Genomic DNA, 23,953 nt, shown 5'->3' with positions numbered 1-23,953 from the left:
GGGCCGGCACCTGGGCCGACGCCCGACGGCCCGTCCTCCGACGCGCGGTGTCGCGCCGCACCGTGCGCCGGCACGTCGGGCGCGGCGACAGGGCAGAGGCGTCAGATCGGCTTCTGCCACCGCAGCGTCGAGCGGAAGCCCTCGCGCCGGTGCAGCACCGCGCCGGGGAGGATCTCACGGGCCCGCTCGCGGAGCTCCTCGTGCGACCAGGCCGGGTCCCGGACCGGGATCCTCGGCCCCGGGACGGGATCCCGCACGGGGCGCGGATGCTTCACGAACCCGATCAGCGGGTTCGACAGCACATTGCCGATGTCCCACAGCAGTCCGAGCCGCGTGCGGGGAACGGTGAGGGTGACCACGAGCAGCCGCCCGCCGGGACGCAGCAGGTCGCGGGCCCGGGTGAGGGCCGGGTCGAGCTCCATGTGATGGAGAGAGGCGATCATGGTCAGCGCGTCGTAGTGCCCTCCCGTCCCCTCGGCTCGCAGCGTCCCGGCATGCGCCTCGAATTCGCGGCGCCGGATCGTGACTCCGTCGAGGTCACGGCACCGCTCGGCGGCGACGAGCGCCATCTCGGGGTCGGGGTCGATGCCGTCGACCTGCGCGACGCGCCCGGCGAGGGCGCGCACGAGGTCGCCGCGTCCGCAGCCGACGTCGAGGACCCGCGCCGCCCCCGGCGGGAGCGAGCGCAGGATCCAGCGGTGGAAGTGGGCGTTGTGGTCCCAGGGATGGCGCGCGTTCAGGCGGTGCATAACCCGTTCCGCCCAGCGGATCACGGGGTTCGGCGTCGTGCGGATGTCCACCTCTCGCCTCCTCTCATGCCTGCAGCTCCCGCAGGCGTCGTCGGGTCAGCAGCACGAGCAGGCCGACGAGCGCGGCCGCGGCGAGGAGCACGGCCCCGGCTCCGGCGGGGAGCACGAGCAGCAGCGCCGCGGCGCCCAGCAGCGGCACGACGACCGCGTCGGCCTGCCAGGCCAGCATGACCAGCACCGACAGGTCCCCCTGAGGGGTCGGGATCGGGGTGGCGAGCGCGAGCGGCATGGTGCCCTTCGCCGCCTCCCAGGCCTGTGCGGCGAGGACCGTGGCGGCCACGGCGACGGGCAGCAGCACGGAATCGCTCGCTGCCCCACCGCCGCCGACGACGACCGCTGCGAGCGTCCCGCCGAGCGCGCCGAGCGTCACCAGCAGCAGCCCGGGCGCGGCGGAGTGGAGCAGCAGCTGCGTCCCCGCGCGCTGACCGAGCAGGGGCGGGGCGCCGAGGGTGTGCACCCCGTGACGGATCCCGTCGACGAAGGCTCCCGACCCGGTCCGCAGCGCGAGGGCGCCCAGCAGCAGCGCCGTCCAGGCCGCCGGCCCCGGCAGCAGCGGCGCCGTGCCCAAGACGGCGGCGCCGAGCAGCACCGCGAGCGCGCCGCCCGCGCACCGGTCGGGCGTGCGCAGCCAGGCGACCGCGTCCCGTCGCGCGTACAGCAGCACCGTCGGGCCCCCGCCGATCGCCCGCAGACGACGGCCCGCCGCGGGCAGGGCGCGGAAGGCGCCGGCCGCCCCGGCGAGGTCCGTCGCCGTAGCACTGGTGGTCGCGGCCTCCCAGCGCGCCGCCTGCGCGGCCAGCTCGGTCCCCCGCAGCCGACCGAGCAGGGCCGTGCACAGCGCGACGCCGGCCGCTCCCGCCGCCACGAGGCCCACCGCCCAGGCCGCGACCTGTCCGTCCGACGGCGCGACGCTCTGGGACCACATGCCGCGGGCGAGCTCCCGGACGGCCATCAGTGGGGGCGCGGCCGCGACCGCCGCTCCGAGCCCGACCAGGAGGACCAGGAGGCGCCGGGGCGCCGGCCGCAGCAGCTGTCCCGCGGACCAGGCGACTCCCCACAGCAGACCCAGCCCGACCCCGGCGAGCGCCAGGAGCGCCGACGTGCCCGGCCCCGTCCGGTCTGCCGCCATCAGCGTCGCGGCCACGAGCACGGCGGGCAGCGCGGCGGCGAGTAGCGGCAGCAGCAGCGCCCGTGCGAAGGGGCGTCGCAGCACCCGGCCGCGTGGGAGCGGTCCGCCGGCCAGGGTCGCGGTGAAGAAGGGCGGGAGCAGGGCGGGGCCCCGCACCCCGCCGAGGCCGACGAGGCCCGCAGCGACCGCGAGGGACAGCGCGAGCGCCGTGGACGGCGCCCCGGCGCTCAGCAGGAGGGCGAGCACGTCCCCTCGTGCCAGCGCCCGGCCCGCCGACAGCAGCACCGGCAGCCCGAGCACGACGGCTCCCATCGCGACGACGTAGAGCAGATAGAGCAGGTCGCCGCGGGTGCGGGCGCGGGACCGCTGCGCCCACACCTCGCGGACGGGGCCGAGGGAGGCGCTCACCACGGCTCCTCGAGCGCGAGCCGGCCGTCGGCGAGCTGCTCGACCAGGCGCGGGCTGTGGCTCGCGAGCACGATCGCGGTCCCGGCCCGGGCCCTGGCGCGCAGCGCGTCGATCACCAGATCGAGCCGGTCGGGGTCCAGGCGCTGCTCGGGCTCGTCCAGGACCAGCACGGCGCTGGGGCGGGCGAGGGCGAGCGCGAGGGAGACGAGCTGGGACTGGCCGCTGGAGAGCTCGTGGGGGAAGCGGTCCGCGAGCGGGAGGATCCGCAGCTCCTCGAGGAGCTCTCGGCCCCGCGCACGGGCGGCCGAGGCGTCGCTCCCCCAGGTCGCGCCCACGAACTGGAGGTGCTCGAGGACGGTGAGGTCCCGTGCGGTCTGTGCCGGTCCGATGAGCGCCGCGAGCGCCTCGCGGAAGACGCGGTCGCGGTCGTCGGGGCGCCTGCCCGCCACGCGCACCCGTCCGGCCGTCGGTGCGAGGAGGCCGGCGAGGACCTTCAGCAGGGTCGTCTTGCCGCTGCCGTTGGGGCCGGTGACGGCCAGGACCTCGCCCGCGTCGACGCGGCCGCTCGCCTCCAGCAGCAGCACGCTCTCCTCCCGCAGCACGCCGACCCCCTCGAAGGCCACGACCTCCGGCGGGATCGAGGGCGGCGGGGTCGTCGAGGGAGGGACCGGCATGGCCCCATTCCACCGCATCGTCCCGCCGCCCGCCCCCGACGATCGTCGGCACTCCGTCGCACCTCCGGGCAGGAGCGTCCTGAACGGAGCCGCACGGCAGCGGCCGTGCGGTCACAGCCGTCCGATCGGAGCGGCCCGGCACGGATGTGACCCACGCGGAAACGTCAGGGCCTGGATTAATTGTCAGATCCGTGAGACCATGGTGAGGCGCTGTCGTAGGCCTCGCCACCCTGTTCCTGCAGGTCGAGCGGGGCTCGAGCCGCCCCCGTTCCCCTCGAGAACCGGCCCCACAGGGCCGGTCGGAGGTCGCGGACGGCCGCCTCGACCCCACCAGGGCCGCGGTACCGCCGGCGCACAGGTCCACCGAGGAGGAACCCCCTTGTCCGTTGCCACTGCGTCCGACTCCACCGCGTCGAAGGTCGGCAAGGTGCTCACGCACCCCGTCCACGGTCCGGTGCGCATCGTCTCGACCCTGACCCGCACCGTCAGGGGCGAGCAGCGCGAGTACGTGGACCTGGAGGTCATCGGCGACGAGATGCAGATCTCCGTGCCCGCCGACGGCAAGGACGTCGTCGGTCTGCGCCCCGTGCTCGGGACGAAGGAGATCGACGAGCTGATCACCCAGCTCGGCGAGCCCATCGAGCCCCCGGCGAAGAAGGCGTCCTGGGCCCACCGCATCAAGTCCCTGCAGATGCAGCTCCAGTCCGGCCGTCTCACCGACCGCATCGAGGTCATCCGCTCGATCGTGCGCGACTCCGGCGGCACCCCGTCCTCCCTTGCCGAGCGGAACCTGCTCAAGCAGGCCATCGACCCGCTGGCGTCGGAGATTGCGATCGCCCGCTCCGTGACCCGCGAGTCGGCCGCGGAGCTGCTGCAGAGCACCGCCGAGGCCGCCCTCGTCGACGCCGCGGCCTGACCGCCGCTCCCGGCGCGCTCCCCGAGCCGCCGCACCGCCCCGCTGCCCCGTGTCAGCGCCCCCGGGTCCCCCCGGAGGGCGTGACGCGGGGCAGCGTGCGTGAGAGCCACAGTCCGCCCGCGACGCAGAGCGCCCCGGTGGCGGCGCCCGCGACGGCGACGGGGGCGAGCAGGGTGATCGCGGTGACCAACAGCGGGGCGGAGAGTCGTCCGGCACCGAGCATCGTGTTCCACCAGGAGAGATAGCGGGTGCGCCCGTGGACCGGGGAGACGTCGATCCCGAGGGTCATCACGATCCCGGAGCCGAGTCCGTTGCCGAGTCCGATCAGCAGGCTGGGCAGGAGCAGCGCGAGCACGGCGGCGGTGCCGCTCCCGCCCGCCCAGACGGTGCCGAGCAGCGCCAGCAGGAGGAATCCCGCTCCCATCACGAGCGCGCAGGGCACCGCGACCGCGGCGCGGCCGCACCTGTCCATGAGCGTCCCCGCCGGGATCACCAGCAGGATCTCGAGCGCCGCGGAGATCCCGAAGACCACCGAGATCCACACCGGGTCCAGGCCCAGCGCATCGCCCAGCAGCGGGACGATCACGGGCCGGTTCACCCGCGCCATCATCACCGGCGCGATCCCGACGCCGACGGCCACCATCCGCCGCAGCACCGCCCGGTCCAGCGCGACGCGGGCCGTGGTGCGCGGGGCTCGGCCCCGTCGGCCCTGCGCGCCGTCGGCCCGCGCCTCCCCCGGCGGGAGGAACACGGCCACCATCACGGTGCCGGCCGCGGCGGTGACCGCGAACAGCAGGAACACCCAGGCCATCGACCCGGCCGCCATCACGACCGCGCCGAGCAGCGGCCCGATGACCTCCCCCACCCGGATCACCCCGCCGAAGAGGGTCATGCCCCGCGCCCGCATCGTCGCGGGCAGGGCGGTGCCGAGATACGCCTGCCGTCCCAGCTGCCACACCTGGGTGCTCGCGGCCATCACCAGCAGCAGGACCACCAGGGCGGTCCGGTGCAGGAGGTCGCCCCCGCCGCCGAGCGCGGGCGCGATCAGCACGAAGGCCAGGAGGTTCGAGGCCATCAGCAGGCATCCCGTGATCACCAGCGCCGCGCGCGCCCCGATCCGGGAGATGAGGCGTCCGGCGGGGATCGGGCCGAGGAAGGAGGTGAGGCCGAAGATGGTCGACAGCGCCGCGGCCTGCGGGACGCTGAAGCCGAGGTCGCGCGCCAGCAGGGGGATCACCGGCATCAGCGCGGCCAGGCCCACGAACTCCAGCAGGCTCGGCGCGTAGACCGAGGGGACCAGCCCGCGCAGCACCGTCGCGGGTGAGCGCCCGTCCCTCGAGGCGGGGCCGGGGGCAGGGGTGGTCACCGCCCGAGTGTGCCACCGGGTCGTGAGCCGGGGCAAAGACCTCCCGGGGAGCGGACGCCGTCCCGCCTGCTCAGGCCTCCTGCGGGGAGGCCAGGCGGGAGCGGAGCGCCTCCGCCTCGACGCGTCGTGCGACGCCCTCGTCCACCCCGGCCGCGACCGCCTCGGCGGCCCAGCGCACGGACCAGGCGCGCAGGTAGCGACGCCCCTCCTCGCCCCGCATCCACTCGCGGGTGGGGACGGGCGCCTCGGCGAGGCAGCCGTGGCGCCAGCCGTCGGTGTGCGCGACGAGCGCGAGCAGCGCGAGCTCCCAGCCGAGCGCCACCTCGCCGGGGCCGCCCCGGTCGAAGCGCTCGCGGGGCACGAGGACGGTGTGGCGCAGCCGCAGCAGCGTCGTGCCGTCGTCCTCCGGGTCCAGCCGGATCTGGAGCGGGTCCTCCTCCCCGATCTGCTCCCACAGCAGGGAGAGGCGGTGGGGCTCCTCGACCTCGAGCACGGTCCCGCTCGCGCCGCGCGGCGCGGTGAAGCGCCCGCCCTCGTGCAGCTCGCCCCGGACGGTGCCGTACCAGGCCGCGAGCTCCTCGGGGCGGGTCAGCAGGGGCCACAGCTGCGCCGGGGCCAGGTCCAGGTTGGTGGTGAGGGTGAGCATCGCCCGCACCTGCGGGTGGCCGCCAGGGGCCTGCTCGTCGATCTCGAGCTCGCGCCGCACCGCCTCCAGGGCGGGCAGCGACTCGGTGGCAGTCATCGTCTCCTCGGAAGGTCTCGAGCCGTTCCGGGCCGGCGCACGGGCGCGGGCACGGACCCCCGAAGCGTAGCCCACAGCCGAGGCCCGTAGCATTGCCGATGTGACTTCAGCGCGAACCTTCCGACCAGCAGATCTCACGGCTCATCTCTTCGATCTCGACGGGGTCGTGACCCCGACGGCCGAGGTGCACATGCGCGCCTGGGCGACGATGTTCGAGGAGTTCCTCTCCTCCCGCGGCGTCGAGGCGCCGTACACGGAGGCGGACTACTTCGAGCACGTCGACGGCCGCCCCCGCTACGACGGCGTCCGTGCGGTCCTCGCCTCCCGCGGCCTCGAGCTGCCCGAGGGCGAGGACTCCGACCCCGGCGAGCAGAGCGCCGGGGAGGAGACCGTGCGCGGCCTCGGCAACCGCAAGAACGAGCTCGTGCTCGAGCTGCTGCGCCGCGACGGCGTGGCGCCCTATCCGGGCACCGTCGCCTATCTGGACTCGCTGGGCCAGGGAGCGCGCCTGGCGATCGTCTCCTCCTCCCGCAACGCGGAGGAGGTGCTGCGCTCGGCCGGGCTCCGGGAGCGCTTCGAGCACGTGGTCGACGGGAACGTCGCCGCCCGCGAGGGCCTGCCGGGCAAGCCCGCCCCGGACACCTTCCTCCGCGCCGCCGCGCTGCTGGGCGTCGAGCCCGCCGACGCGGTGGTCTACGAGGACGCCGTCTCCGGCGTCGCCGCCGGCGCCGCAGGGCGCTTCGGCGCCGTCGTCGGCGTGGACCGCGGAGCGGGGCGCGAGGAGCTGACCGCCGCCGGAGCTACCCTCGTCGTCGCCGATCTGGAGGAGCTGGCATGACCCGTCTGCGCTCGCTGCCCGAGGACCCCGTGGACCGCACCCGCCTGCCGGTCGACGAATGGCGCCTGGTCGAGTCACGGCCGGACGGGGACCTGGGCCTGATGGAGACTCTGTTCGCGACCGCGAACGGCTATCTCGGCATGCGCGGCACGCCCGAGGAGGGCCGGGACGCCCACAGCCACGGCACCTTCCTCAACGGCTTCCACGAGACCTGGGACATCAACCACGCCGAGTCCGCCTTCGGCTTCGCCCGCACCGGGCAGACGATGATCTCGGTGCCGGACTCCTCCACGCTCAAGCTGTACGTGGACGACGAGCCGCTGCTGCTGTCGATCGCGGACCTCGAGGAGTACGAGCGCTGGATCGACTTCCGCGAGGGCGTGCTGCGGCGCGAGCTGATCTGGCGCACGCCCGCCGGGAAGCGCGTGAAGGTCTCCACCGCGCGGATGATCTCCTTCTCCCAGCGCCACCTCGCGCTGATGACGATGCGGGTGGAGATGCTGGAGGGCTCCGCCCCGATCGCGATCTCCTCCCAGATCGTGAACCGGCAGGACTACCGCGACGACTTCGGCAAGGGCGTGGACGGCGGCCCCGTCACCGACAAGGCCGATCCGCGCCAGACCACCGCCTTCACCCACCGGGTGCTCGAGCCGATGCAGGACTGGCACAGCGAGCGGCGGATGCTGCTGGGCTACCGGGTGGCGCGCTCGGGCATGACCCTCGCCGTCGGCGCGGACCACGTGATCGAGTCCGACGCCGAGACCGAGCACCTCATGGACACCTCGGCCGACTTCGGCCGACAGGTCACCCGTGCCCATCTCGAGGAGGGCTCGGTGCTGACGGTGCGCAAGTCGGTGGCCTACCACTCCTCGCGCTCGGTGCCCCATCGCGAGCTCTTCGACCGCTGCCGCCGCACCCTGGACCGGGTGCGTCGTGACGGCTTCGAGGCGCATCTCGCGGCGCAGCGGGAGTACCTCGCGGACTTCTGGCAGAGCTCGGACGTGCAGCTGCCGGGCCAGCCCGAGGCGCAGCAGGCGACGCGCTGGTGCCTGTTCCAGCTCGCCCAGGCCACGGCCCGCTCCGACCAGTGGGGCATCCCCGCCAAGGGCGTGACCGGCTCGGGCTACGAGGGCCACTACTTCTGGGACAGCGAGATCTACGTCGTCCCCTTCCTCACCTTCACCCAGCCGCGCTGGGCCCGCAACGCGCTGCGCTTCCGCACGACCATGCTGCCCAAGGCGCGCGAGCGGGCACGGGAGCTGAACCAGCGCGGGGCCCTGTTCCCCTGGCGCACGATCAACGGCGACGAGGCCTCCGCCTACTACGCGGCCGGCACCGCGCAGTACCACATCGACGCGGACGTCTCCTACGCCTTCTGCCAGTACGCGGATGTGACCGGCGACGTCGACTTCGAGCGCCGCGACGGGGTGCAGGTGCTGGTGGAGACCGCCCGGATGTGGGCGGACCTCGGGTTCTGGCGGGTCACCGCCGCGGGCGTCTCGAGCTTCCACATCAACGGCGTGACCGGTCCGGACGAGTACACGACGGTCGTGAACAACAACCTGTTCACGAACGTGATGGCGCGCTACAACCTGCGCCGCGCGGCCCACGCCGTGCGGGACCTGCGCGCGGCCGACGAGGCAGCCTACGAGGCGCTGCGCGTCGAGCTCGAGCTGGACGAGATGGAGCTGGACCAGTGGGTGGCCTGCGCGGACGGCATGTTCGTGGCGAAGGACGACTCCCTCGGCATCCACCTCCAGGAGGACCGCTTCCTGGAGCGGGAGATCTGGGACGTGGCGAACACTCCGGAGGAGGCGTTCCCGCTGCTGCTGAACTTCCACCCGCTGGTGATCTACCGCTTCCAGGTGCTCAAGCAGGCCGATGTGGTGCTGGCCCAGTTCCTGCGCGGCAGCGAGTTCACCGCGGAGGAGAAGCGCGCCGACTTCGAGTACTACGACCCGATCACCACCGGGGACTCCTCGCTCTCCGCCGTGGTCCAGTCGATCATGGCCGCCGAGGTGGGCCATCAGGAGGCGGCGCTGGACTACTTCCGGGCCGGGCTCTTCGTGGACCTCGGGAACCTCCACGGCAACACCTCCGACGGAGTGCACATCGCCTCGGCGGGCGGGGTGTGGAACGCGCTCGTGCACGGCTTCGGCGGGATGCGCCACGACGAGGGCCGGATCAGCTTCGACCCGCGGCTGCCGGCGCAGTGGCCCGAACTCTCCTTCCCCCTGACGGTGCGCGGCTCCCGCTTCCGGGTGCGCCTGGTGCGCGAGGAGATCTCCTTCACGCTCGAGACCGGCGAGGAGATCGAGATCTCCGTGCGCGGCGAGATCGTGCGGGTGACCGCCGACGGCGTCTCCGTCCCGCTCGCGGACCAGGGCCCGCTGCTGGACGATGCGGTGCTGTCCAGGCCCGTCGGCCTGGGCGATGCCCGCGCGGACGGCTCGATCATGACCTCCTTCGTGCCGGGCGATCCCGAGGACCCGTGGGAGTACCCGGTCGCCTCCGACCCCGACGACATCGTCGACGAGGGCTGAGAGTTCATCGACGGAGGCTGACCGGCGCGTCCACGAGGGCGGGGCCCTGCGGTGCGGTGGACTAGGCTCCACAGCGCCCGCACGGCCCCCATCCCGCCGTCCCGACCTCCCGGTCCGGGACCCGACACCCCTCCGGAGCAGCTCCACGGTGACCACCTCCCGTCCGCGTCGGCCACGGCCGCAGGTCGAGCTCGCCCGACCCCGGCTGAGCATCCTGCACGTCCTGAACCGGGTGCGGATGCGGCTGCTGGACATCCAGGTGTGGGACGTGGCCGGGACGATGACCTTCTACCTGCTGCTGTCGCTGTTCCCCGGCGCGGTGGCCGTCGTGTCGATGATGTCGCTGATCGGGATCGAGTCGGAGACGCTCTCCGCGCTCTCCGGGCTGATCACCGAGATCTTCCCGACCCTGGATCCGCGTCCCTATCTCGGGGCGATCCAGGCCGTCTCCAGCACCGGCGGCGGCCTGCTGGGCCTGCTGCTGGGCACGCTCGGCTCGCTGGTCTCCGCGTCCAACGGCGTCGCCGCCTTCCACCGCGCGCTGCACAGGGTCTACGACACCCGCGAGGGGCGGCCCTTCTTGTGGTTCCGCACGATCGTGTTCGGCGAGACGGCGCTCATCACCGCGGTGGTGCTGCTCGCGATCGGCATGATCATCCTGGGCGGCGAGGCGAGCCAGCGCATCGGTGAGTTCATCGGGATCCCGCTGTTCGCCTTCCACGCCTGGAACATCGTGAAGTGGCCGGTCCTGCTGGTCATCCTGATCATCGGGGTGTCGCTGGCCTACTACCTGTTCCCCAACGTGCGACTGCCGCGCTACCGGCTGATGACGCTGGGCTCGACCCTCAGCGTGCTCACCCTGTTCGGGACCGCGCTGGTGGCCGGGCAGCTGCTCGTCTACGCGACCCGCTTCGCGGAGGTCCTCACCGCCCTCAACGGCCTGATCGCGATCCTGCTGCTGATGTGGATCGCGAACATCGTGGTGATCACCGGCGCGGCGCTGGACGCCGAGTTCCTGCGCGCCCGCCAGCTCGCCACCGGCCTGGAGGCCTGGCACAAGCTCGAGCTCGCGCCGCATGCGACCCATACCCTGGACTTCCTCGCCCGTGACGCCGACGAGGCGGAGGAGCTGGGCCGCGCGGTCGCCGAGTCCGTCCGCAGCGGGGAGCCCCTGCGCCGGGAGCGGGGCGCCTGGATCGTCGAGTCGACCAGCCTTCTCGCGGTGAACCCGCCGCGCCGTCACCGGGTCACCAGCGACCCCCTCCCCGAGGAGAGCACCGACACGGAGCGCTCCGCCGACCCGCCGAGCCAAGGAGGCTCCCCCGCATGACCGTCCGCCCGATCACCATCGCCGGCCATCGCGCGCTCTCGCAGCGCACCCGCCGCGTCCGAGAGGTCACCGACGAGCTGCGCACGCTCGTCGCGGACATGTTCGAGACGATGGACGCGGCAGGCGGCGTCGGCCTGGCCGCACCGCAGGTGGGCTCCCGCTGGCGGCTGTTCGTGTACTCCTGCCCCGACGTGAGCGACACGCTGCGACGCGGGGTGGTGCTCAACCCGGTCCTCGAGCGCTTCGGCGGGATCGCCCTGGACGAGGAGACCCTCGAGGGATGCCTCTCCGTGCCGGGCGAGGGGTTCCCCACCGCACGGCACCGCGGCGCCCGGGTGACGGGCACGGATCTCGACGGGGCCGAGGTCGTGCTGGAGGACGAGGGCGGGGTGCTCGCCCGCGCGCTCCAGCACGAGGTCGACCATCTCGAGGGGTCCCTCTACCTCGACCGGCTCACCCCGGCGAGGAAGCGGGAGGCGCTGGACGCGGTGCGCGACCGGGGCTGGCGCGCGGGCGGCATCCTCACCTGGGACCCGAGCGAGATGGAGGCCGCGGAGGTGTGAGCCGCGGGCGCGGCGGCGACCCTGCACGTGACCCGGCGCGCCCCCGGGGGATCGCGGGACGATCACGAGGCGGTCGCGGCGGTCACACCCGCTCCCCGCCGCGCCCCGACGCCCAGCGACCCTGACTATCCTGGCGGCATGGAACGTCCCTGCCTCTCCCGCCGCCACGCCTTCCTGCTGCCCGCCTCCGCGGCCGGTCTGGGAGGCCTCGCGGCCTGCGCCCCGGAGGACCAGGGCTTCGGCACGGCCGAGCCGCTGCGCGCGGAGGAGGGCTCGATCCCGCTGGCGGACGTGCCCGAGAACGCCTCGACGCTGGTGAACTTCGGCGGCCAGCAGCCCTTCGTGCTCCTGGTCCGCGGGACCGGGGAGGACGTCTCCGCGTACTCCGGCTACTGCACCCACAACGGCTGCGCCCTCCGCCAGGAGGAGACCGAGCTGGACTGCCCCTGCCACGGCTCGCGCTTCGACGCGACCAGCGGCGAGGTGCTGGTCGGCCCCGCGACCCGTCACCTGCCGAGCGTGGAGATCGTCGTCGAGGGCGATCAGATCCGTCGCGCGTCCTGAGGCAGCCGTGACCCCGCCCACCACTCCTCCGCCCCTGCATCCCGCCCGCCGCGATGCCGGCACCACCCGCCGCGACGTCGTCTCCTTCGTGCGCCGCGGCGAACGGCTGACGCCCTCGCGCCGCGACTCCTGGGACCGGCTGTCCCCCGAGTACGTGCTGGACCCGCCGCGCGGCGAGCGCGACACGCTCCCGGCCGACGGGGCCCGGCTGGACCTCGAGGAGGTCTTCGGCCGCCGCGCGGAGCTGGTCGTCGAGGTCGGCAGCGGCCTGGGCGAGAACATCGTCGCGGCCGCGACCGCGCATCCCGAGCGCGACCACCTGGGCGTCGAGGTGTACCTCCCCGGACTCGCCCAGACGCTCAGCCGCGTCGAGAAGGCGGAGCACCCCCGGAACCTGCGACTGCTGCCCCTGGACGCCCAGAGGGCGCTTCCCGCGATGCTGCCCGAGGCCTCGATCTCGGAGCTGTGGGTGTACTTCGCCGATCCGTGGCCGAAGGCCAGGCACCACAAGCGGCGGCTGATCAACCCGTCCTTCCTCGATGCGGTGCTGCCGCTGCTCGCCCCCGGCGGGCAGCTGCGCCTGGCCACCGACTGGGCGCAGTACGCCCACCACATGCGCCGGCAGCTCGATACGAGGCCGGAGCTGGAGCTCGTGCATCCGGACGGCCCGCGCCCCGAGGGGGTCAGCTCCGACTCCGTCCCCGAGGGGATGGCGACCACCGGCTGGGCGCCGCGGTACGGAGGTCGTGTGAAGACCAGCTTCGAGGCCAAGGGGATGCAGGCCGGACGCCTAATATGGGATCTCGCCTACCGCAGGCTGTGACCGCCCCGGCGGCACCGGACGAGGGGACCGATCCATGAACCGCAACGACGACGTCGAGCTGCCCGCCGACTGGGACGACGACTCGGACGCCGGCACGGAGCGCCGACGAGGCCGCCGCGCGGCGCTCATCGCGTTCGGCCTCGTGGCCGTGCTGGTGATCGGCGTCGGCATCGTGGTCGGCAGCTATCTCAACGGGCTGCGGAACTCCTACGAGAAGCGCTCCGTCGTGGACATCACCCGCGCCGAGGGTGAGCGCCCCGAGGCGGAGGAGGGCACCGGTCAGAACATCCTCCTGCTCGGCTCGGACAAGCGCTCCGAGGAGGCCGCGGCCGCGGAGGGCGTCACCGGCCAGCGCTCTGACGTGATGATGCTCGTCCACATCGCCGACGACGGCGAGAGCGTGTACATCACCTCCTTCCCCCGCGACCTCTACGTCGACATCCCCGGCCACGGCAAGGACCGCATCAACGCGGCCCTCGCCTTCGGCGGCCCCTCCCTGGCGGTGACGACGGTGGAGGACTACACCGGGGTGCCGATCGACCATGTGGCCCTGATCGACTTCGAGGGCATCGAGGGGCTCGTGGACACGCTCGGCGGCGTCGACGTGCAGGTCCCGATGGACTTCGAGGCGGACGGCATCGAGTACACCGCCGGCACGCAGTCGATGGACGGCCACGAGGCGCTGGTCTTCGTGCGCCAGCGCAAGCAGTTCGCCGACGGTGACTTCCAGCGCAACCGCAACCAGCAGGCGGTCCTCAAGGGCATCGCCGACAAGCTCATCAGCGCCGACACCCTCACCGATCCGCGCAAGCTCGCCGACACGATCGAGGAGGTCTCCCCGTACCTGACCACCGACGAGGGCCTCACCGCCGGCGAGATGACGAAGCTCGGGCTGTCGCTCCGCTCGATCCGCGGGGGCGACCTCTACTTCCTCTCCGTCCCCCATGGCGGCCCCACCACGACCAGCGGCGGCGCGAGCGTGGTGGCGACCGACGAGGAGGCGATGGACGTGCTGCGCGAGGCACTGCGCACGGACGACATGGGAACCTATTACGCTCAGTACGCCGGGGCCTACTGAGCCCCTTCGCAGGAGAGAACCCGCGAACCCGACGCCTGGAGGAAACCGTGGCCAATCCGCTCGTGAGCATCATCGTCCCCGTCGCGGGGATCATCGCCGCCTCCGTGGGCAAGAAGGCGGCCGAGACCGGCTGGGGGGTCGTGTTCGGCGAGGACGCCCCGACCACCAAGTCCCAGAAGGCCGCCAAGAAGGACGTCGCCGCACGGCGCAAGCAGGCGAAGAAGGACGGCGCCTCGAAGGCGGAGATCCAGGCGATCAGGGATCCCGACGACGACCAGCCGGTCTGGAAGCTGATGCTGTGGACGCTGGTCTCCGGCGTGCTGCTGCAGGGCCTGCGGACGGCGGCCCGACGCGGGGCTAAGAAGGGCGCGGAGCGGCTGACCACCAGGCGGCCCCGCCCGAACCGCGGCTGACCCGAGCGGACGACGGCCTGTCGGCCTGACGCCGAAGGGGCGCCCCGCAGACTCTGCAGGGCGCCCCTTCGTCGTGCTCGGACTCCGTCGAGCTCGGGCTCCGTGGTGCGCGCACTCCGTCATGCTCGGCCGTCCGCGGACCCGTCGGGCCCGCGGACGGCCTGCCCGGATCTCCGGGACCCGGCTCAGAACTCCGGGACGTCGACGCCCTCGGAGAGGGTGTCCATCGCGTCGCCGGTGACGAGGAACCCGACGCGGCGCACGAGGGAGACCGCGTGATCGCCCATCCGCTCGTAGAAGCGGATCAGCAGCGTCATGTCGATGACCTGGCCGGCGGTGAAGGTGCCGGGCGCGGCCGAGGAGATCTCGCGGGAGACCTGGAGCATGAGCTCGTCCAGCTCGTCGTCGCCCTTCTCGACCGCGGCGGCCAGGGCCAGGTCGCGGTTGGCGATCACCTCGGAGGCGCCCTTGAGGGACTCCAGGCCCACCTCGGACATCCGTGCGATCTTCTCGCGGAACTGCTCGGGGACCGCAGCCTCCGGGTGCGTGCGGCGCGCGATCAGCGCGATGTGCGCGGCGAGGTCGCCCATGCGCTCGAGGGAGGAGCTCATGCGCAGTGTGGCGACCAGGAGGCGCAGGTCCGTGGCGACCGGGGCCTGTCGGGCGAGGAGCTCCACGGCCTTCGCGTCGAGCTCGAGGTGACGGTCGTCGATGTGAGGGTCGGCGGTGATGACCCGCTCGGCGAGGGCCAGGTCGCCCTCGAGAAGGGCCCTGGTCGCGTCTGCCAGGGCCGTGCTCACCAGCTCGGCCATGTCCAGCAGGTCGTCGACGATGTGCCGCAGATCGCTCTGATAGGCCTCGCGCATGTTCTCGCTCCTCTGTCTGATGGGGAATTCTCCCCGATCCTCGCAATGCCGGATGAACGTGCATCGCCGTTGGGTGAACTCGAAGCGTAGTCCCCGTGAACTCCTCCCCTCGTTCGTCCCGCCCTGCGACAGGTGGCGGGAGCGCGGAGCGCACGGGGCCTAGGCTGTCCTGGTGCCCCAGTCTGCCCTGCTCCTGCTCGCCGCGGCGATCGGACTCGTGATCGGAGTCGTTGCCACGTCGGCGCTGCGCCGCTCCGAGAGCCGCCGCGCCGAGCAGCCGGCGGCGCGGGACGAGGTGGTCCCCGAGGCCGCCGCGGAGGTGCTCGCGATCCTCTCCTCCGCCTATGTGGTGCTGGACTCCGTCGGCGACGTCCTGCGCGCCTCCCCCATGGCGTACTCCTACGGGATCGTGCGCGCCGCCGAGGGGGACTACCCGCGCCTGGCGAGCACGCAGCTGATGGAGCTGGCGTCGGACGTCGGCCGCAACGGCGGGTTCCGCGACGAGCGACTGACGGTGCGACGCTCCGCCCAGGGCGACACCGACGCGGTGATCGACGTGCGGATCGGGGCGCTCGGCGAGCACGGGGTGCTGCTGCTGGCCGACGACCTCACGCGCGCGGTGCGGGTGGAGGAGACGCGGCGCGACTTCGTCGCGAACGTGTCCCACGAGCTGAAGACCCCCGTCGGCGCGATCACGCTGCTCGCCGAGACGATGGAGGACGCCGCGGAGGACCCCGACGCGGTGCGCCGCTTCGCCGAGCGGATGCAGACGGAGACCCGCCGCCTCTCCCACCTGGTGCAGGAGATCATCGAGCTCTCGCGCGTGCAGGGCGGCTCCGCCCTCACCGACGCCGAGCCGGTCGAGATCGACGAAGTGGTCGAGGAGGCGGTGGCGCTGAACCGCAACTTCGCGCTCGGCTCGAACATCGAGGTCGCCGTCGGCGGCAGCAGCGGGCTGCGCGTCTTCGGCTCCTCCTCGATGCTGACCACGGCGCTGTCCAACCTGATCTCCAACGCGATCACCTACTCCGACCCGCGCACCCGGGTCGGGATCTCGGTGCGGCGCGACGGCGGCATGGTCGAGGTGTCCGTGAAGGACCAGGGCATCGGCATCGCGAAGGACCACCTCGAGCGGGTCTTCGAGCGGTTCTTCCGCGTGGACCGGGCCCGCTCGCGCACCACCGGCGGCTCCGGCCTGGGCCTCGCGATCGTCAAGCACATCGCGACCGACCACGGCGGCGAGGTGACCGCCTGGTCGATGAAGGGCCAGGGATCGACCTTCACGCTCAGACTGCCGGAGATGGGCCGCACCGAGACGATCACCGTCGGCTCCCGCACGCTCGAGGTCTCCGCGAACCCGCGCGCGACCGCCTCGACCGACCCTCCCGACGACGAGCGCCCCCGCCCCTCCGACCGACCCTCTGGAAAGGGAAGTTGAGATGACACGCATCCTGATCGTGGAGGACGAGGAATCGTTCTCGGACCCGCTCTCCTACTCGCTGCGGAAGGAGGGCTACGAGGTCGCCGTCGCGGACACCGGGACCGACGGTCTGCGCATCTTCTCCGCCCACGGCGCCGACCTGGTGCTCCTGGACCTCATGCTCCCGGGGATGAGCGGCACCGAGGTGTGCCGGGAGATCCGCCGCACCTCCTCGGTCCCGGTCATCATGCTCACCGCGAAGGACGACGAGTTCGACAAGGTGCTGGGCCTCGAGCTGGGCGCCGACGACTACGTCACCAAGCCCTACTCCTCCCGCGAGCTGCTCGCCCGGATCAAGGCCGTGCTGCGGCGCGGCCAGGACACGGCCGAGGCGGAGGAGGACACGACCCTCACCGCGGGCGGCATCATGATGGACGTCGAGCGTCACGTGGTGCAGGTCCACGGCACCGAGGTCGCCCTCCCGCTGAAGGAGTTCGAGCTGCTGGAGATGCTGCTGCGCAACGTCGACCGGGTGCTCACCCGCGGCCAGCTCATCGACCGCGTCTGGGGCGCGAACTACGTCGGCGACACCAAGACCCTCGACGTCCACGTCAAGCGCCTGCGCGCGAAGATCGAGGACGACCCGAAGAACCCCGTCCACCTCGTGACCGTGCGCGGGCTGGGCTACAAGTTCGAGTCCGGGGCCTGAGCGAGGGCCGGCGACGTCCCGGAACGCGCGAGCGCCCCGCAGCCTGGCTGCGGGGCGCTCGTCGTCAGGGGGCTCGGCGCGGAGCCGGGCTCAGCCGGCGGCGGGCTCGCTCTCCCCGTAGTGGCTGAGGGTGGTCTCGAGCGTGGGCAGCGAGATGGTGGTGGAGAGGTCGCCGGAGGTGACCGCGAGATCGAGGATCGTCCCCGGGAGCACGTCGAGCGTGCCGACCTGGACGGCCTGCTGCCCCTCCTCGGGGCCGAGCTCGACGGTGCCCTGCGCCGGGACCTGCACGCGCGTGGAGAACACGGCGGCGCCCTCGTCCTGGCCCTCGAGCTCGACGACGAGGTCCTCGTCGGAGTAGTTCACGACGGTCGCGGAGAAGGTCGGGGCCCCGGTCTCGTCCATCACCAGCACGGCGTTGCGCACGCCGACGTGGAAGGCGCCGTCGACCTCGAGGTTCGCGTTGGTGCCGTCGCCCGCCTGGTAGAACTCGTGGGTCTGCACCGGGCTCATGAAGGTGCAGCCGGACGCCGCGAGGGCGAGGCCCAGGGCGGCGACGGAGAGTGCGAGACGGCGGGGACGGCGCACGGAGGACTCCTGTTCGATGCCGCGGAGCGGCGGGGACGATCGGGGACAGCCCTCACAGGGTACCCCACCGCGGCACCTCGGACGGACCGCACCGCAGGTCCGGCGACGGGCTCCTCGGCGCTCGCCGCGCCGCGCCGGACGCTGCGGGCCGCCCGGCGACTCCCCCGCTCAGCACCGCTTTCCGCACCGGCGACGAGAGCGGGTCGGCGCTGGTCGGCGGGCATTTTACCATCCGACCCGGATGGTAGGATGAACGCCGGAAAGGGGACCCACCACATGAACTTCGCTGTCGGCGAGACCGTCGTCTACCCGCACCACGGTGCCGCGCTCATCGAGGAGGTCAAGACCCGCACCATCAAGGGCGAGGACCGCACCTACCTCAAGCTCAAGGTCGCCCAGGGCGATCTCACGATCGAGGTCCCCGCCGACAACGTCGACCTCGTCGGCGTCCGCGACGTCGTGGACAAGGAAGGCCTCGACGAGGTCTTCGAGGTGCTCCGCCAGCCGTACACGGAGGAGCCGACGAACTGGTCCCGCCGCTACAAGGCCAACGTCGAGAAGCTCGCCTCGGGCAACGTCAAGAAGGTCGCCGAGGTCGTGCGCGACCTGTGGCGCCGCGACCAGGACCGCGGCCTGTCCGCCGGGGAGAAGCGGATGCTGGCCAAGGCGCGCCAGATCCTCGTCTCCGAGCTCGCCCTCGCCGAGAAGACCGACGAGGCCGAGGCCGAGACCATCCTCGACGAGGTCCTCGCCTCCTGAGCGCCCCGGTGACGTCCTCGTCCGCCCCGGGGCAGGTCCGACCGCTCGTGCTCGCCCTGGCGCCGCCCGCGCCGGGGATCTCGCACGACGCCGAGACGCCGTCCCTCGAGACGCTCGGCGGCTCGCGCCTGATCGAGCGGCTCCTGGGCACCCTCCATGCGCTGGGCCTGCCCGCCCCGGTCGTCGTCGCCCGCTCCGAGGCGGCGGGACACCTGCGGGCGCTGCTCGACCCGCGCCTGAGGGTCCTCGCGGCCGACGGGGACCGCCGACGGGCGCTGCACGCCGCGCTCGAGGTCTGCGACGACCCGCTCCTGCTCGTCCACGACGCCGAGCGCGCCCTGACCCCGCAGACCGTGATCGCCGAGGTCCTCGCCTCCTTGCACGGAGGCCTGGACGCGGTGGTGCCGGTGGTCGCGATGACCGACTCGGTCAAGGAGGTGCTGCCGGGCGGGCTGCGCAACGTGGACCGCTCCACCCTCGCCGGCCTCCAGAGCCCCCGCCTGCTGCGGCGCGAGGTGCTCGAGACGGCCCTCGACCCGGCGCAGACCCCCGCGGAGCAGGCACCTCCGGGCGGGCGCTTCGACGAGATCCACGCCGCCCTGGCCGCCGGCGCCCGGGTGGGGACCGTCCAGGGATCGCACTCGGGCTTCGCGGTGCTGGACCGGCTCACCCTGTGGCAGGCGCAGATCTCGCTGGGCCTTGCCCGAGACACCTCGCACCGACGGGGACTGGCCCGCCGCGGCTGAGCCCGCGCTCAGCCGTCCTGGCGGCTGCGCCAGACGGTGCGGAACTCCTGCGCCATCCGCAGCGGCTTGGACAGCGTGCGCTCGGGGAGGCTGGTCGCGAGCTCGCCCGGGTCGCGGCGCAGCCGCCGCATGAGCCGGCGCGGCTTGCTGGAGATGCGCTGACGCAGGTCCGGGAGGTAGTCCTCCGAGACGTCCAGCCGGGTCACCGCGCCGCAGCCGGTGCAGCGGATCTGGGACACGAAGCGCCCGGCGTAGACCACCTCGTGCTCCGCGTCCTGCTCGCACGCGGTGCACCGCAGGAAGCTCTCCTCGACGCTCATCGTCTCCTCCTCACGAAGACCTCAAACCTAGCGCGCTGACCACGTCCTGGGCCAGGAGGAGGTCCTGGGCGTAGGTGATCTTGAAGTTGGTCTCCTCGCCGCGCACCCAGGTGACCGGGATGTCGGTGTACTCCTCGGCGCAGGAGGCGGTGTCGGTGCCGACGAAGCCGTCGCGCGCGGCCGCCTCGTAGGCGTCCAGGATGGTCGCGGCGTGGAAGCCCTGCGGGGTCTGCACGCGCACGAGCGGTCCGGCACCCGGATCCCCCGCTCCGGTGCGCTGCTCCCCCGGGCCGGCGAGCCGCTCCCCCGGCGCGACCGGGGCGATGTCCACGGCGGGGATCCCGGGGACGGCGCCGCCGTGCTCGCGCGCGGCGTGCAGCACCGCGGAGGCCAGTCCGTGGGAGACCAGCGGGCGGGCCGCGTCGTGGATCAGCACGGTGTCCACCGCGCCGCTGTCGATCCGGTCGGCGAGATGGCGCAGGGCCGCCAGCTCGGACTCCTGGCGGGTGTCCCCGCCGGGGATGATCTCCAGCGGCACATCGGTCTCGCGCGCCTCGACGAAGCGGGCGTGCTCGAGGTCCTCGGGACGCACCACGAACACCAGGATCCCCACCCCTTCGACGCTGGCCAGGGTGTTCAGGCCCCATGCGGCGATGCTCCGCCCGGACAGCTGCAGGAAGGCCTTGTTGATGCCGGCCCCGACCCGGGTGCCGGAGCCTCCGGCGAGCACGACGCCGGCAGCCCGTCCGACGGGACGGGCCGGGCGCGAGCGGCGGGGCTGGGTCACGCAGGCATCGTAGACGGTGGCGGGGCGCGGACCGTCCGGGGAGGGACCTCTGCCTGCCCGGTGCGGACCGGACGTGACAGAATCGACCCCGTCGGCGGACCGTCGGCGCCTCCGTCGCGCCCCGGGACGCCCGCCCCCACTTCCCCTGCACCAGGAGTTCGAATGCTGACCATCGCCATCGTGTGCGGCGCCGGGATCGCGACCTCCGCGCTGGTCGCCGAGCAGGTGCGCGAGCACATCGCCGCCCGAGGCCGCCGCGTCACCGTCGTGCAGGCCACGGTGATGGACCTGCTCTCCTCGGACTTCCACGCGGACCTCGTGGTCTCCACCGTGGACCTCCCCGACGCCCTCGGCATCCCCCGCGTCTCCGGGATGCCCCTCCTGCTGGGCACGAACCCGAAGGTCACCTTCGACGACATCGACCGCCTGCTGGAGCGCATCGACCCCGACGGGGCCCGATGACGGCCGCAGCGCCCAGGATCGGCATCGGCGTGGACGTGCACGCCGCCGCCCCCGAGGACTCCCCGCGCGATCTGTGGATCGCGGGCCTGCGCTGGGAGGGCCAGCGGGCTCTGGAGGGGCACTCCGATGCCGACGTCGCCTGCCATGCCGCCTGCGACGCCCTGTTCTCCGCCGCCGGGATCGGCGACCTCGGCACGCACTTCGGCGTCGGCCGCCCCGAGTGGGAGGGCGCCTCGGGCTCCCGGCTGCTCGGGGAGGCCGCGCGCCTGGTCCGCGAGGCGGGCTACGAGATCGGGAACATCTCGGTGCAGGTGATCGGGAACTGGCCGCGGCTGTCCCGCCGCCGCGAGGAGGCCTGCGCGGCGATGACCGCCGCCGCCGGCGCCCCTGTCGCCGTCTCCGGCACCACCACCGACGCGCTCGGGCTGACCGGCCGGGGCGAGGGCCTGGCCGCGATGGCGACCGCGCTGCTCGTGCCCGCGGACGGTGGCGCTGGGACCGGCCGCGCATCCGAGCAGACCCGCCGCGAGGAGGACCGCGCATGACCACCACCTCCCGCTCCGAGCAGTCCCCGTTGCCCGTCCGCGCCCCGGACGTCGAGCAGGCCGCGGAGCGCCTCGGCGCGACGGTGCGCCGCACCCCGCTCGAGCACAGCGAGCGCCTGAGCGGCCTGGTCGGGGTGGACATCTGGCTCAAGCGCGAGGACCTCCAGCCCGTGCGCTCCTACAAGCTGCGCGGCGCCCACCTCTTCCTCGACTCCCTCGACGCCGACCAGGGCGAGGCGGGGGTGGTCGCGGCGAGCGCGGGCAACCACGCCCAGGGCGTGGCCCAGGCCTGCCGCACCCTCGGGGTGTCCGGCCGTATCTACGTCCCCAGCACCACGCCGCGGCAGAAGCGCGAGCGGATCACCTCGATCGGCGGGGACCTGGTCGAGCTGGTGCTGATCGGGGACACCTTCGACGACGCGGCGGAGGCCGCGGCCGACGACGCCGAGCGCACCGGCGCAGTGCAGGTCCCGCCCTTCGACCACCCCACGATCATGGCCGGCCAGGGCACCGTCGCGCTCGAGGCCGCCGAGCAGCTGCGCGAGGAGCACGGCCGGGAGCTGGGCACGATGGTGCTGCCCGTCGGTGGCGGCGGGCTGCTGGGCGGCTGCGGCGCCTGGCTGCGCGAGCGCTGCCCCTCCACCCGGATCGTCGGCGTCGAGCCCGCCGGCGCGGTCTCGATGGCCGCGGCGGTGCGTGCGGGCCGGCCCGTCGCGCTCCACGAGATGGACCGCTTCGTCGACGGCGCGGCGGTGCGCCGTGTGGGCGCGGGCCCGCTGCGGATGGTGCAGGCGATCGGTCCCGAGCTCGTCGCGGTGGACGAAGGCGCGGTGTGCACCCAGATGCTCGAGCTGTACCAGGTCGAGGGGATCATCGCCGAGCCGGCCGGGGCGCTCGCCGCGACCGCGGTGGCGACCGGCGTGATCGAGGGCCTGGCCCGCGCCGACGAGGACGGCGGGGACGTGGTGGTCGTCGTCTCCGGCGGCAACAACGACGTCTCCCGCTACACCGAGGTGGTCGAGCGCTCCCTCGTGCACGAGGGGCTCAAGCACTACTTCCTGGTGACCTTTCCGCAGGAGCCGGGCGCGCTGCGCCGCTTCCTGGACCGGGTGCTGGGTCCGGACGACGACATCGTGCTGTTCGACTACATCAAGCGCAACAACCGCGAGGAGGGCCCGGCGCTGGTGGGCCTCGAGATCGGGCACCGCGAGGACCTCGAGCCGCTGATGGCGCGCATGGCGGCCTCGAACATGGAGATCGAGCGGATCGACCCGCACGACCCGATCTACCGCTATCTCACCTGAGCGACCGCTCTCTCACCTGGGCGAGGGCGCGCCCGCCGGGGCGCTCCCACCAGCGGTGAGGGCACGCCCGGGACGACCCACGCAGAGAGCCACGCAGAACGGCGCCCCCGCTCCTCGTGGAGCAGGGGCGCCGTGGCATCGGGCGGCAGGAGGTCTCAGGCCTCGGGATACGCCTCGACGTCGGGCGTGATCCCCGCCGAGCGGGCCTCGACCGCGGAGCGCACGATGTCGTCCAGGCCGTGCTCCGACTTCCAGCCGAGGGTCTTCGCGATGCGGTCGGCGGAGCAGATCAGTCGGGCCGGGTCGCCGGCGCGGCGCTCCCCGATCTCGGGGGTGATCTCGATGCCCTTCGCGCGGGCGATCGCCTCGATCACCTCGAGCACGCTCGAGCCCTCGCCGGTGCCGACGTTGAAGGTGCGGTGGGGCCGCTCCTCGCCGCGCAGGTAGTCCAGCGCCGCGATGTGGGCGTGGGCGAGGTCGAGAACGTGCACGTAGTCGCGGATGCAGGTGCCGTCGGGCGTGTCGTAGTCGTCACCGAAGACGATCGGGGCCTTCCCCTGCTCGAGACGGTCGAGCACGATCGGGACCAGGTTCATCACGGCCGTGTCCGCGAGCTCGGGCCAGCCGGCGCCGGCGACGTTGAAGTAGCGCAGGGCGACGGTGCGCATGCCGTGGGCGCGCTCGGCATCGGCCAGCATCCACTCCCCCACGTACTTGGTCGCGCCGTAGGGGTTGATCGGCTGCGGGGCGAGGTCCTCGGTGACCAGGTCCACGTCCGGCACGCCGTAGACGGCGGCGGAGGAGGAGAAGACCACGTCCCGCACCCCGGCGCTCGCACAGGCCGCGAGCACGTTGGCCAGGCCCGCGATGTTGTCGTGCCAGTACATCTCCGGGTTCTCGACGGACTCCCCGACCTGCTTGTGGGCGGCGAAGTGGATGACCGAGTCCGCGCCGGAGGCCCGCAGGTGGAAGGCGAGCTTCTCGCGCGCGTCGGGGAGGGTGACGTCGAGCTCGATGAGCTCGGCCCCCTCCGTCCGGCTGCGCAGGCCGGTCGAGAGGTCGTCGACCACGACCACCTGCTGCCCCTGCTCCAGGAGGAGTCGCACCACGTGCGACCCGATGTATCCGGCACCACCGATCACGAGAGTCGTCATGGTCGGAAGCCTACCGGCCGATGCCGTGCGCCCAGACCTCCCCACGCCCGGCCGGTGCGCGAACGGCGGCCGTCCGGGCATGCCGCTCCGGTCGGGA

Annotated in this window: 26 protein-coding genes; 16 read left to right on the top strand and 10 right to left on the bottom strand. The window is 73.3% G+C overall.

Going from position 1 to position 23,953, the window contains the following annotated elements; all coding sequences use genetic code 11:
* Positions 1-101 precede the first annotated feature (101 nt).
* Genes A4A78_RS10575 through A4A78_RS10565 form a run of 3 tightly spaced genes read right to left on the bottom strand, consistent with a single transcriptional unit; the run spans position 102 to position 3,020 of the window.
* Positions 102-800: a bifunctional 2-polyprenyl-6-hydroxyphenol methylase/3-demethylubiquinol 3-O-methyltransferase UbiG gene (locus tag A4A78_RS10575; RefSeq protein WP_062949030.1), complete on the bottom strand. Its 699-nt coding sequence runs from the start codon at positions 798-800 to the stop codon at positions 102-104.
* A 13-nt stretch (positions 801-813) separates the two neighbouring features.
* The gene (locus A4A78_RS10570; RefSeq protein ID WP_062949028.1) at positions 814-2,346 is read right to left on the bottom strand and encodes a hypothetical protein; all 1,533 of its coding nucleotides are present in this window, start codon (positions 2,344-2,346) and stop codon (positions 814-816) included.
* Positions 2,343-3,020 carry an ABC transporter ATP-binding protein gene (locus A4A78_RS10565; protein WP_062949026.1) on the bottom strand — a complete coding sequence of 226 codons (678 nt, stop codon included), beginning with the start codon at positions 3,018-3,020 and terminating at the stop codon, positions 2,343-2,345. The genes A4A78_RS10570 and A4A78_RS10565 overlap by 4 nt, the downstream gene beginning before the upstream one ends.
* Before the next feature lie 379 nt (positions 3,021-3,399).
* Here A4A78_RS10565 and A4A78_RS10560 point away from each other — a divergent pair, with 379 nt between their 5' ends.
* The gene (locus A4A78_RS10560) at positions 3,400-3,936 is read left to right on the top strand and encodes a CarD family transcriptional regulator (protein WP_062949024.1); all 537 of its coding nucleotides are present in this window, start codon (positions 3,400-3,402) and stop codon (positions 3,934-3,936) included.
* 52 nt (positions 3,937-3,988) lie between these two features.
* Here the strand turns inward: A4A78_RS10560 and A4A78_RS10555 are convergent, their stop codons facing one another.
* Positions 3,989-5,302, bottom strand: a complete 1,314-nt coding sequence (locus tag A4A78_RS10555; protein ID WP_231881014.1) for an MFS transporter — start codon at positions 5,300-5,302, stop codon at positions 3,989-3,991.
* Positions 5,303-5,372: 70 nt separating this feature from the next.
* The gene (locus A4A78_RS10550) at positions 5,373-6,044 is read right to left on the bottom strand and encodes an SRPBCC domain-containing protein (protein ID WP_062949020.1); all 672 of its coding nucleotides are present in this window, start codon (positions 6,042-6,044) and stop codon (positions 5,373-5,375) included.
* Between the two features lie 91 nt (positions 6,045-6,135).
* Between A4A78_RS10550 and A4A78_RS10545 the strand changes: the two genes are divergently transcribed.
* From A4A78_RS10545 to A4A78_RS10510, 8 genes are all read left to right on the top strand, one after another.
* On the top strand, positions 6,136-6,882 hold the full coding sequence (locus A4A78_RS10545; RefSeq protein ID WP_062949018.1) for an HAD family phosphatase: 747 nt from the start codon (positions 6,136-6,138) through the stop codon (positions 6,880-6,882).
* Positions 6,879-9,425 carry a glycoside hydrolase family 65 protein gene (locus A4A78_RS10540; RefSeq protein WP_062949016.1) on the top strand — a complete coding sequence of 849 codons (2,547 nt, stop codon included), beginning with the start codon at positions 6,879-6,881 and terminating at the stop codon, positions 9,423-9,425. The genes A4A78_RS10545 and A4A78_RS10540 overlap by 4 nt, the downstream gene beginning before the upstream one ends.
* A 148-nt stretch (positions 9,426-9,573) precedes the next feature.
* Positions 9,574-10,755 carry a YihY/virulence factor BrkB family protein gene (locus A4A78_RS10535; protein ID WP_062949014.1) on the top strand — a complete coding sequence of 394 codons (1,182 nt, stop codon included), beginning with the start codon at positions 9,574-9,576 and terminating at the stop codon, positions 10,753-10,755.
* Positions 10,752-11,318, top strand: coding sequence for a peptide deformylase (gene def / locus A4A78_RS10530; RefSeq protein WP_062949012.1), 567 nt, complete (start codon positions 10,752-10,754; stop codon positions 11,316-11,318). Before A4A78_RS10535 ends, def begins: the two co-directional genes overlap by 4 nt.
* A gap of 138 nt (positions 11,319-11,456) precedes the next feature.
* Positions 11,457-11,882, top strand: coding sequence for a ubiquinol-cytochrome c reductase iron-sulfur subunit (locus A4A78_RS10525; RefSeq protein ID WP_062949010.1), 426 nt, complete (start codon positions 11,457-11,459; stop codon positions 11,880-11,882).
* Positions 11,883-11,889: 7 nt separating this feature from the next.
* The gene (gene trmB, locus A4A78_RS10520) at positions 11,890-12,705 is read left to right on the top strand and encodes a tRNA (guanosine(46)-N7)-methyltransferase TrmB (RefSeq protein ID WP_062949008.1); all 816 of its coding nucleotides are present in this window, start codon (positions 11,890-11,892) and stop codon (positions 12,703-12,705) included.
* Between the two features lie 34 nt (positions 12,706-12,739).
* A complete protein-coding gene (locus tag A4A78_RS10515) occupies positions 12,740-13,783 on the top strand; it encodes an LCP family protein (protein WP_062949006.1) in 1,044 nt (347 codons plus the stop codon).
* Between the two features lie 47 nt (positions 13,784-13,830).
* A complete protein-coding gene (locus A4A78_RS10510) occupies positions 13,831-14,196 on the top strand; it encodes a DUF4235 domain-containing protein (RefSeq protein ID WP_062949004.1) in 366 nt (121 codons plus the stop codon).
* 185 nt (positions 14,197-14,381) lie between these two features.
* On the opposite strand, the gene phoU is transcribed toward A4A78_RS10510, so the two are convergent.
* The gene (gene phoU / locus A4A78_RS10505; protein WP_062949002.1) at positions 14,382-15,062 is read right to left on the bottom strand and encodes a phosphate signaling complex protein PhoU; all 681 of its coding nucleotides are present in this window, start codon (positions 15,060-15,062) and stop codon (positions 14,382-14,384) included.
* A gap of 172 nt (positions 15,063-15,234) precedes the next feature.
* Here phoU and A4A78_RS10500 point away from each other — a divergent pair, with 172 nt between their 5' ends.
* Together A4A78_RS10500 and A4A78_RS10495 are read left to right on the top strand one after the other, a co-directional pair.
* Positions 15,235-16,500 (top strand): cell wall metabolism sensor histidine kinase WalK, encoded by a 1,266-nt coding sequence (locus A4A78_RS10500; RefSeq protein WP_062949000.1) that lies wholly within the window; start codon positions 15,235-15,237, stop codon positions 16,498-16,500.
* Position 16,501: 1 nt separating this feature from the next.
* Positions 16,502-17,191 carry a response regulator transcription factor gene (locus A4A78_RS10495; RefSeq protein WP_010551262.1) on the top strand — a complete coding sequence of 230 codons (690 nt, stop codon included), beginning with the start codon at positions 16,502-16,504 and terminating at the stop codon, positions 17,189-17,191.
* Between the two features lie 90 nt (positions 17,192-17,281).
* On the opposite strand, the gene A4A78_RS10490 is transcribed toward A4A78_RS10495, so the two are convergent.
* Positions 17,282-17,779 (bottom strand): hypothetical protein, encoded by a 498-nt coding sequence (locus A4A78_RS10490; protein ID WP_062948998.1) that lies wholly within the window; start codon positions 17,777-17,779, stop codon positions 17,282-17,284.
* Positions 17,780-18,055: 276 nt separating this feature from the next.
* Here A4A78_RS10490 and A4A78_RS10485 point away from each other — a divergent pair, with 276 nt between their 5' ends.
* Together A4A78_RS10485 and A4A78_RS10480 are read left to right on the top strand one after the other, a co-directional pair.
* Positions 18,056-18,538: a CarD family transcriptional regulator gene (locus tag A4A78_RS10485; RefSeq protein ID WP_010551260.1), complete on the top strand. Its 483-nt coding sequence runs from the start codon at positions 18,056-18,058 to the stop codon at positions 18,536-18,538.
* A gap of 8 nt (positions 18,539-18,546) precedes the next feature.
* On the top strand, positions 18,547-19,284 hold the full coding sequence (locus A4A78_RS10480; RefSeq protein WP_062948996.1) for a 2-C-methyl-D-erythritol 4-phosphate cytidylyltransferase: 738 nt from the start codon (positions 18,547-18,549) through the stop codon (positions 19,282-19,284).
* A gap of 8 nt (positions 19,285-19,292) precedes the next feature.
* Here the strand turns inward: A4A78_RS10480 and A4A78_RS10475 are convergent, their stop codons facing one another.
* Together A4A78_RS10475 and A4A78_RS10470 are read right to left on the bottom strand one after the other, a co-directional pair.
* Positions 19,293-19,604, bottom strand: a complete 312-nt coding sequence (locus tag A4A78_RS10475; RefSeq protein ID WP_053918011.1) for a hypothetical protein — start codon at positions 19,602-19,604, stop codon at positions 19,293-19,295.
* Positions 19,605-19,614: 10 nt separating this feature from the next.
* Positions 19,615-20,391 carry a 2-C-methyl-D-erythritol 4-phosphate cytidylyltransferase gene (locus A4A78_RS10470; RefSeq protein ID WP_062948994.1) on the bottom strand — a complete coding sequence of 259 codons (777 nt, stop codon included), beginning with the start codon at positions 20,389-20,391 and terminating at the stop codon, positions 19,615-19,617.
* A gap of 162 nt (positions 20,392-20,553) precedes the next feature.
* On the opposite strand from A4A78_RS10470, the gene A4A78_RS10465 reads away from it, so the two are divergent.
* From A4A78_RS10465 to ilvA, 3 genes are read left to right on the top strand one after another with little or no spacing between them, the layout of a single operon-like run.
* The gene (locus A4A78_RS10465; protein ID WP_062948992.1) at positions 20,554-20,853 is read left to right on the top strand and encodes a PTS sugar transporter subunit IIB; all 300 of its coding nucleotides are present in this window, start codon (positions 20,554-20,556) and stop codon (positions 20,851-20,853) included.
* Positions 20,850-21,398 carry a 2-C-methyl-D-erythritol 2,4-cyclodiphosphate synthase gene (gene ispF, locus A4A78_RS10460; RefSeq protein WP_062948988.1) on the top strand — a complete coding sequence of 183 codons (549 nt, stop codon included), beginning with the start codon at positions 20,850-20,852 and terminating at the stop codon, positions 21,396-21,398. Before A4A78_RS10465 ends, ispF begins: the two co-directional genes overlap by 4 nt.
* Positions 21,395-22,702, top strand: coding sequence for a threonine ammonia-lyase IlvA (ilvA, locus tag A4A78_RS10455; RefSeq protein ID WP_062948986.1), 1,308 nt, complete (start codon positions 21,395-21,397; stop codon positions 22,700-22,702). The genes ispF and ilvA overlap by 4 nt, the downstream gene beginning before the upstream one ends.
* Before the next feature lie 155 nt (positions 22,703-22,857).
* Here the strand turns inward: ilvA and galE are convergent, their stop codons facing one another.
* Positions 22,858-23,856, bottom strand: coding sequence for a UDP-glucose 4-epimerase GalE (galE, locus tag A4A78_RS10450; protein ID WP_062948984.1), 999 nt, complete (start codon positions 23,854-23,856; stop codon positions 22,858-22,860).
* Positions 23,857-23,953: the final 97 nt, after the last annotated feature.

Origin of the sequence: Brachybacterium sp. sponge (assembly GCF_001613775.1) — a bacterium.
Taxonomy (GTDB): domain Bacteria; phylum Actinomycetota; class Actinomycetes; order Actinomycetales; family Dermabacteraceae; genus Brachybacterium; species Brachybacterium conglomeratum.
The sequence above is the reverse complement of the archived record's forward strand: the minus strand, read 5'-3'. Positions and strand labels throughout refer to the sequence as shown.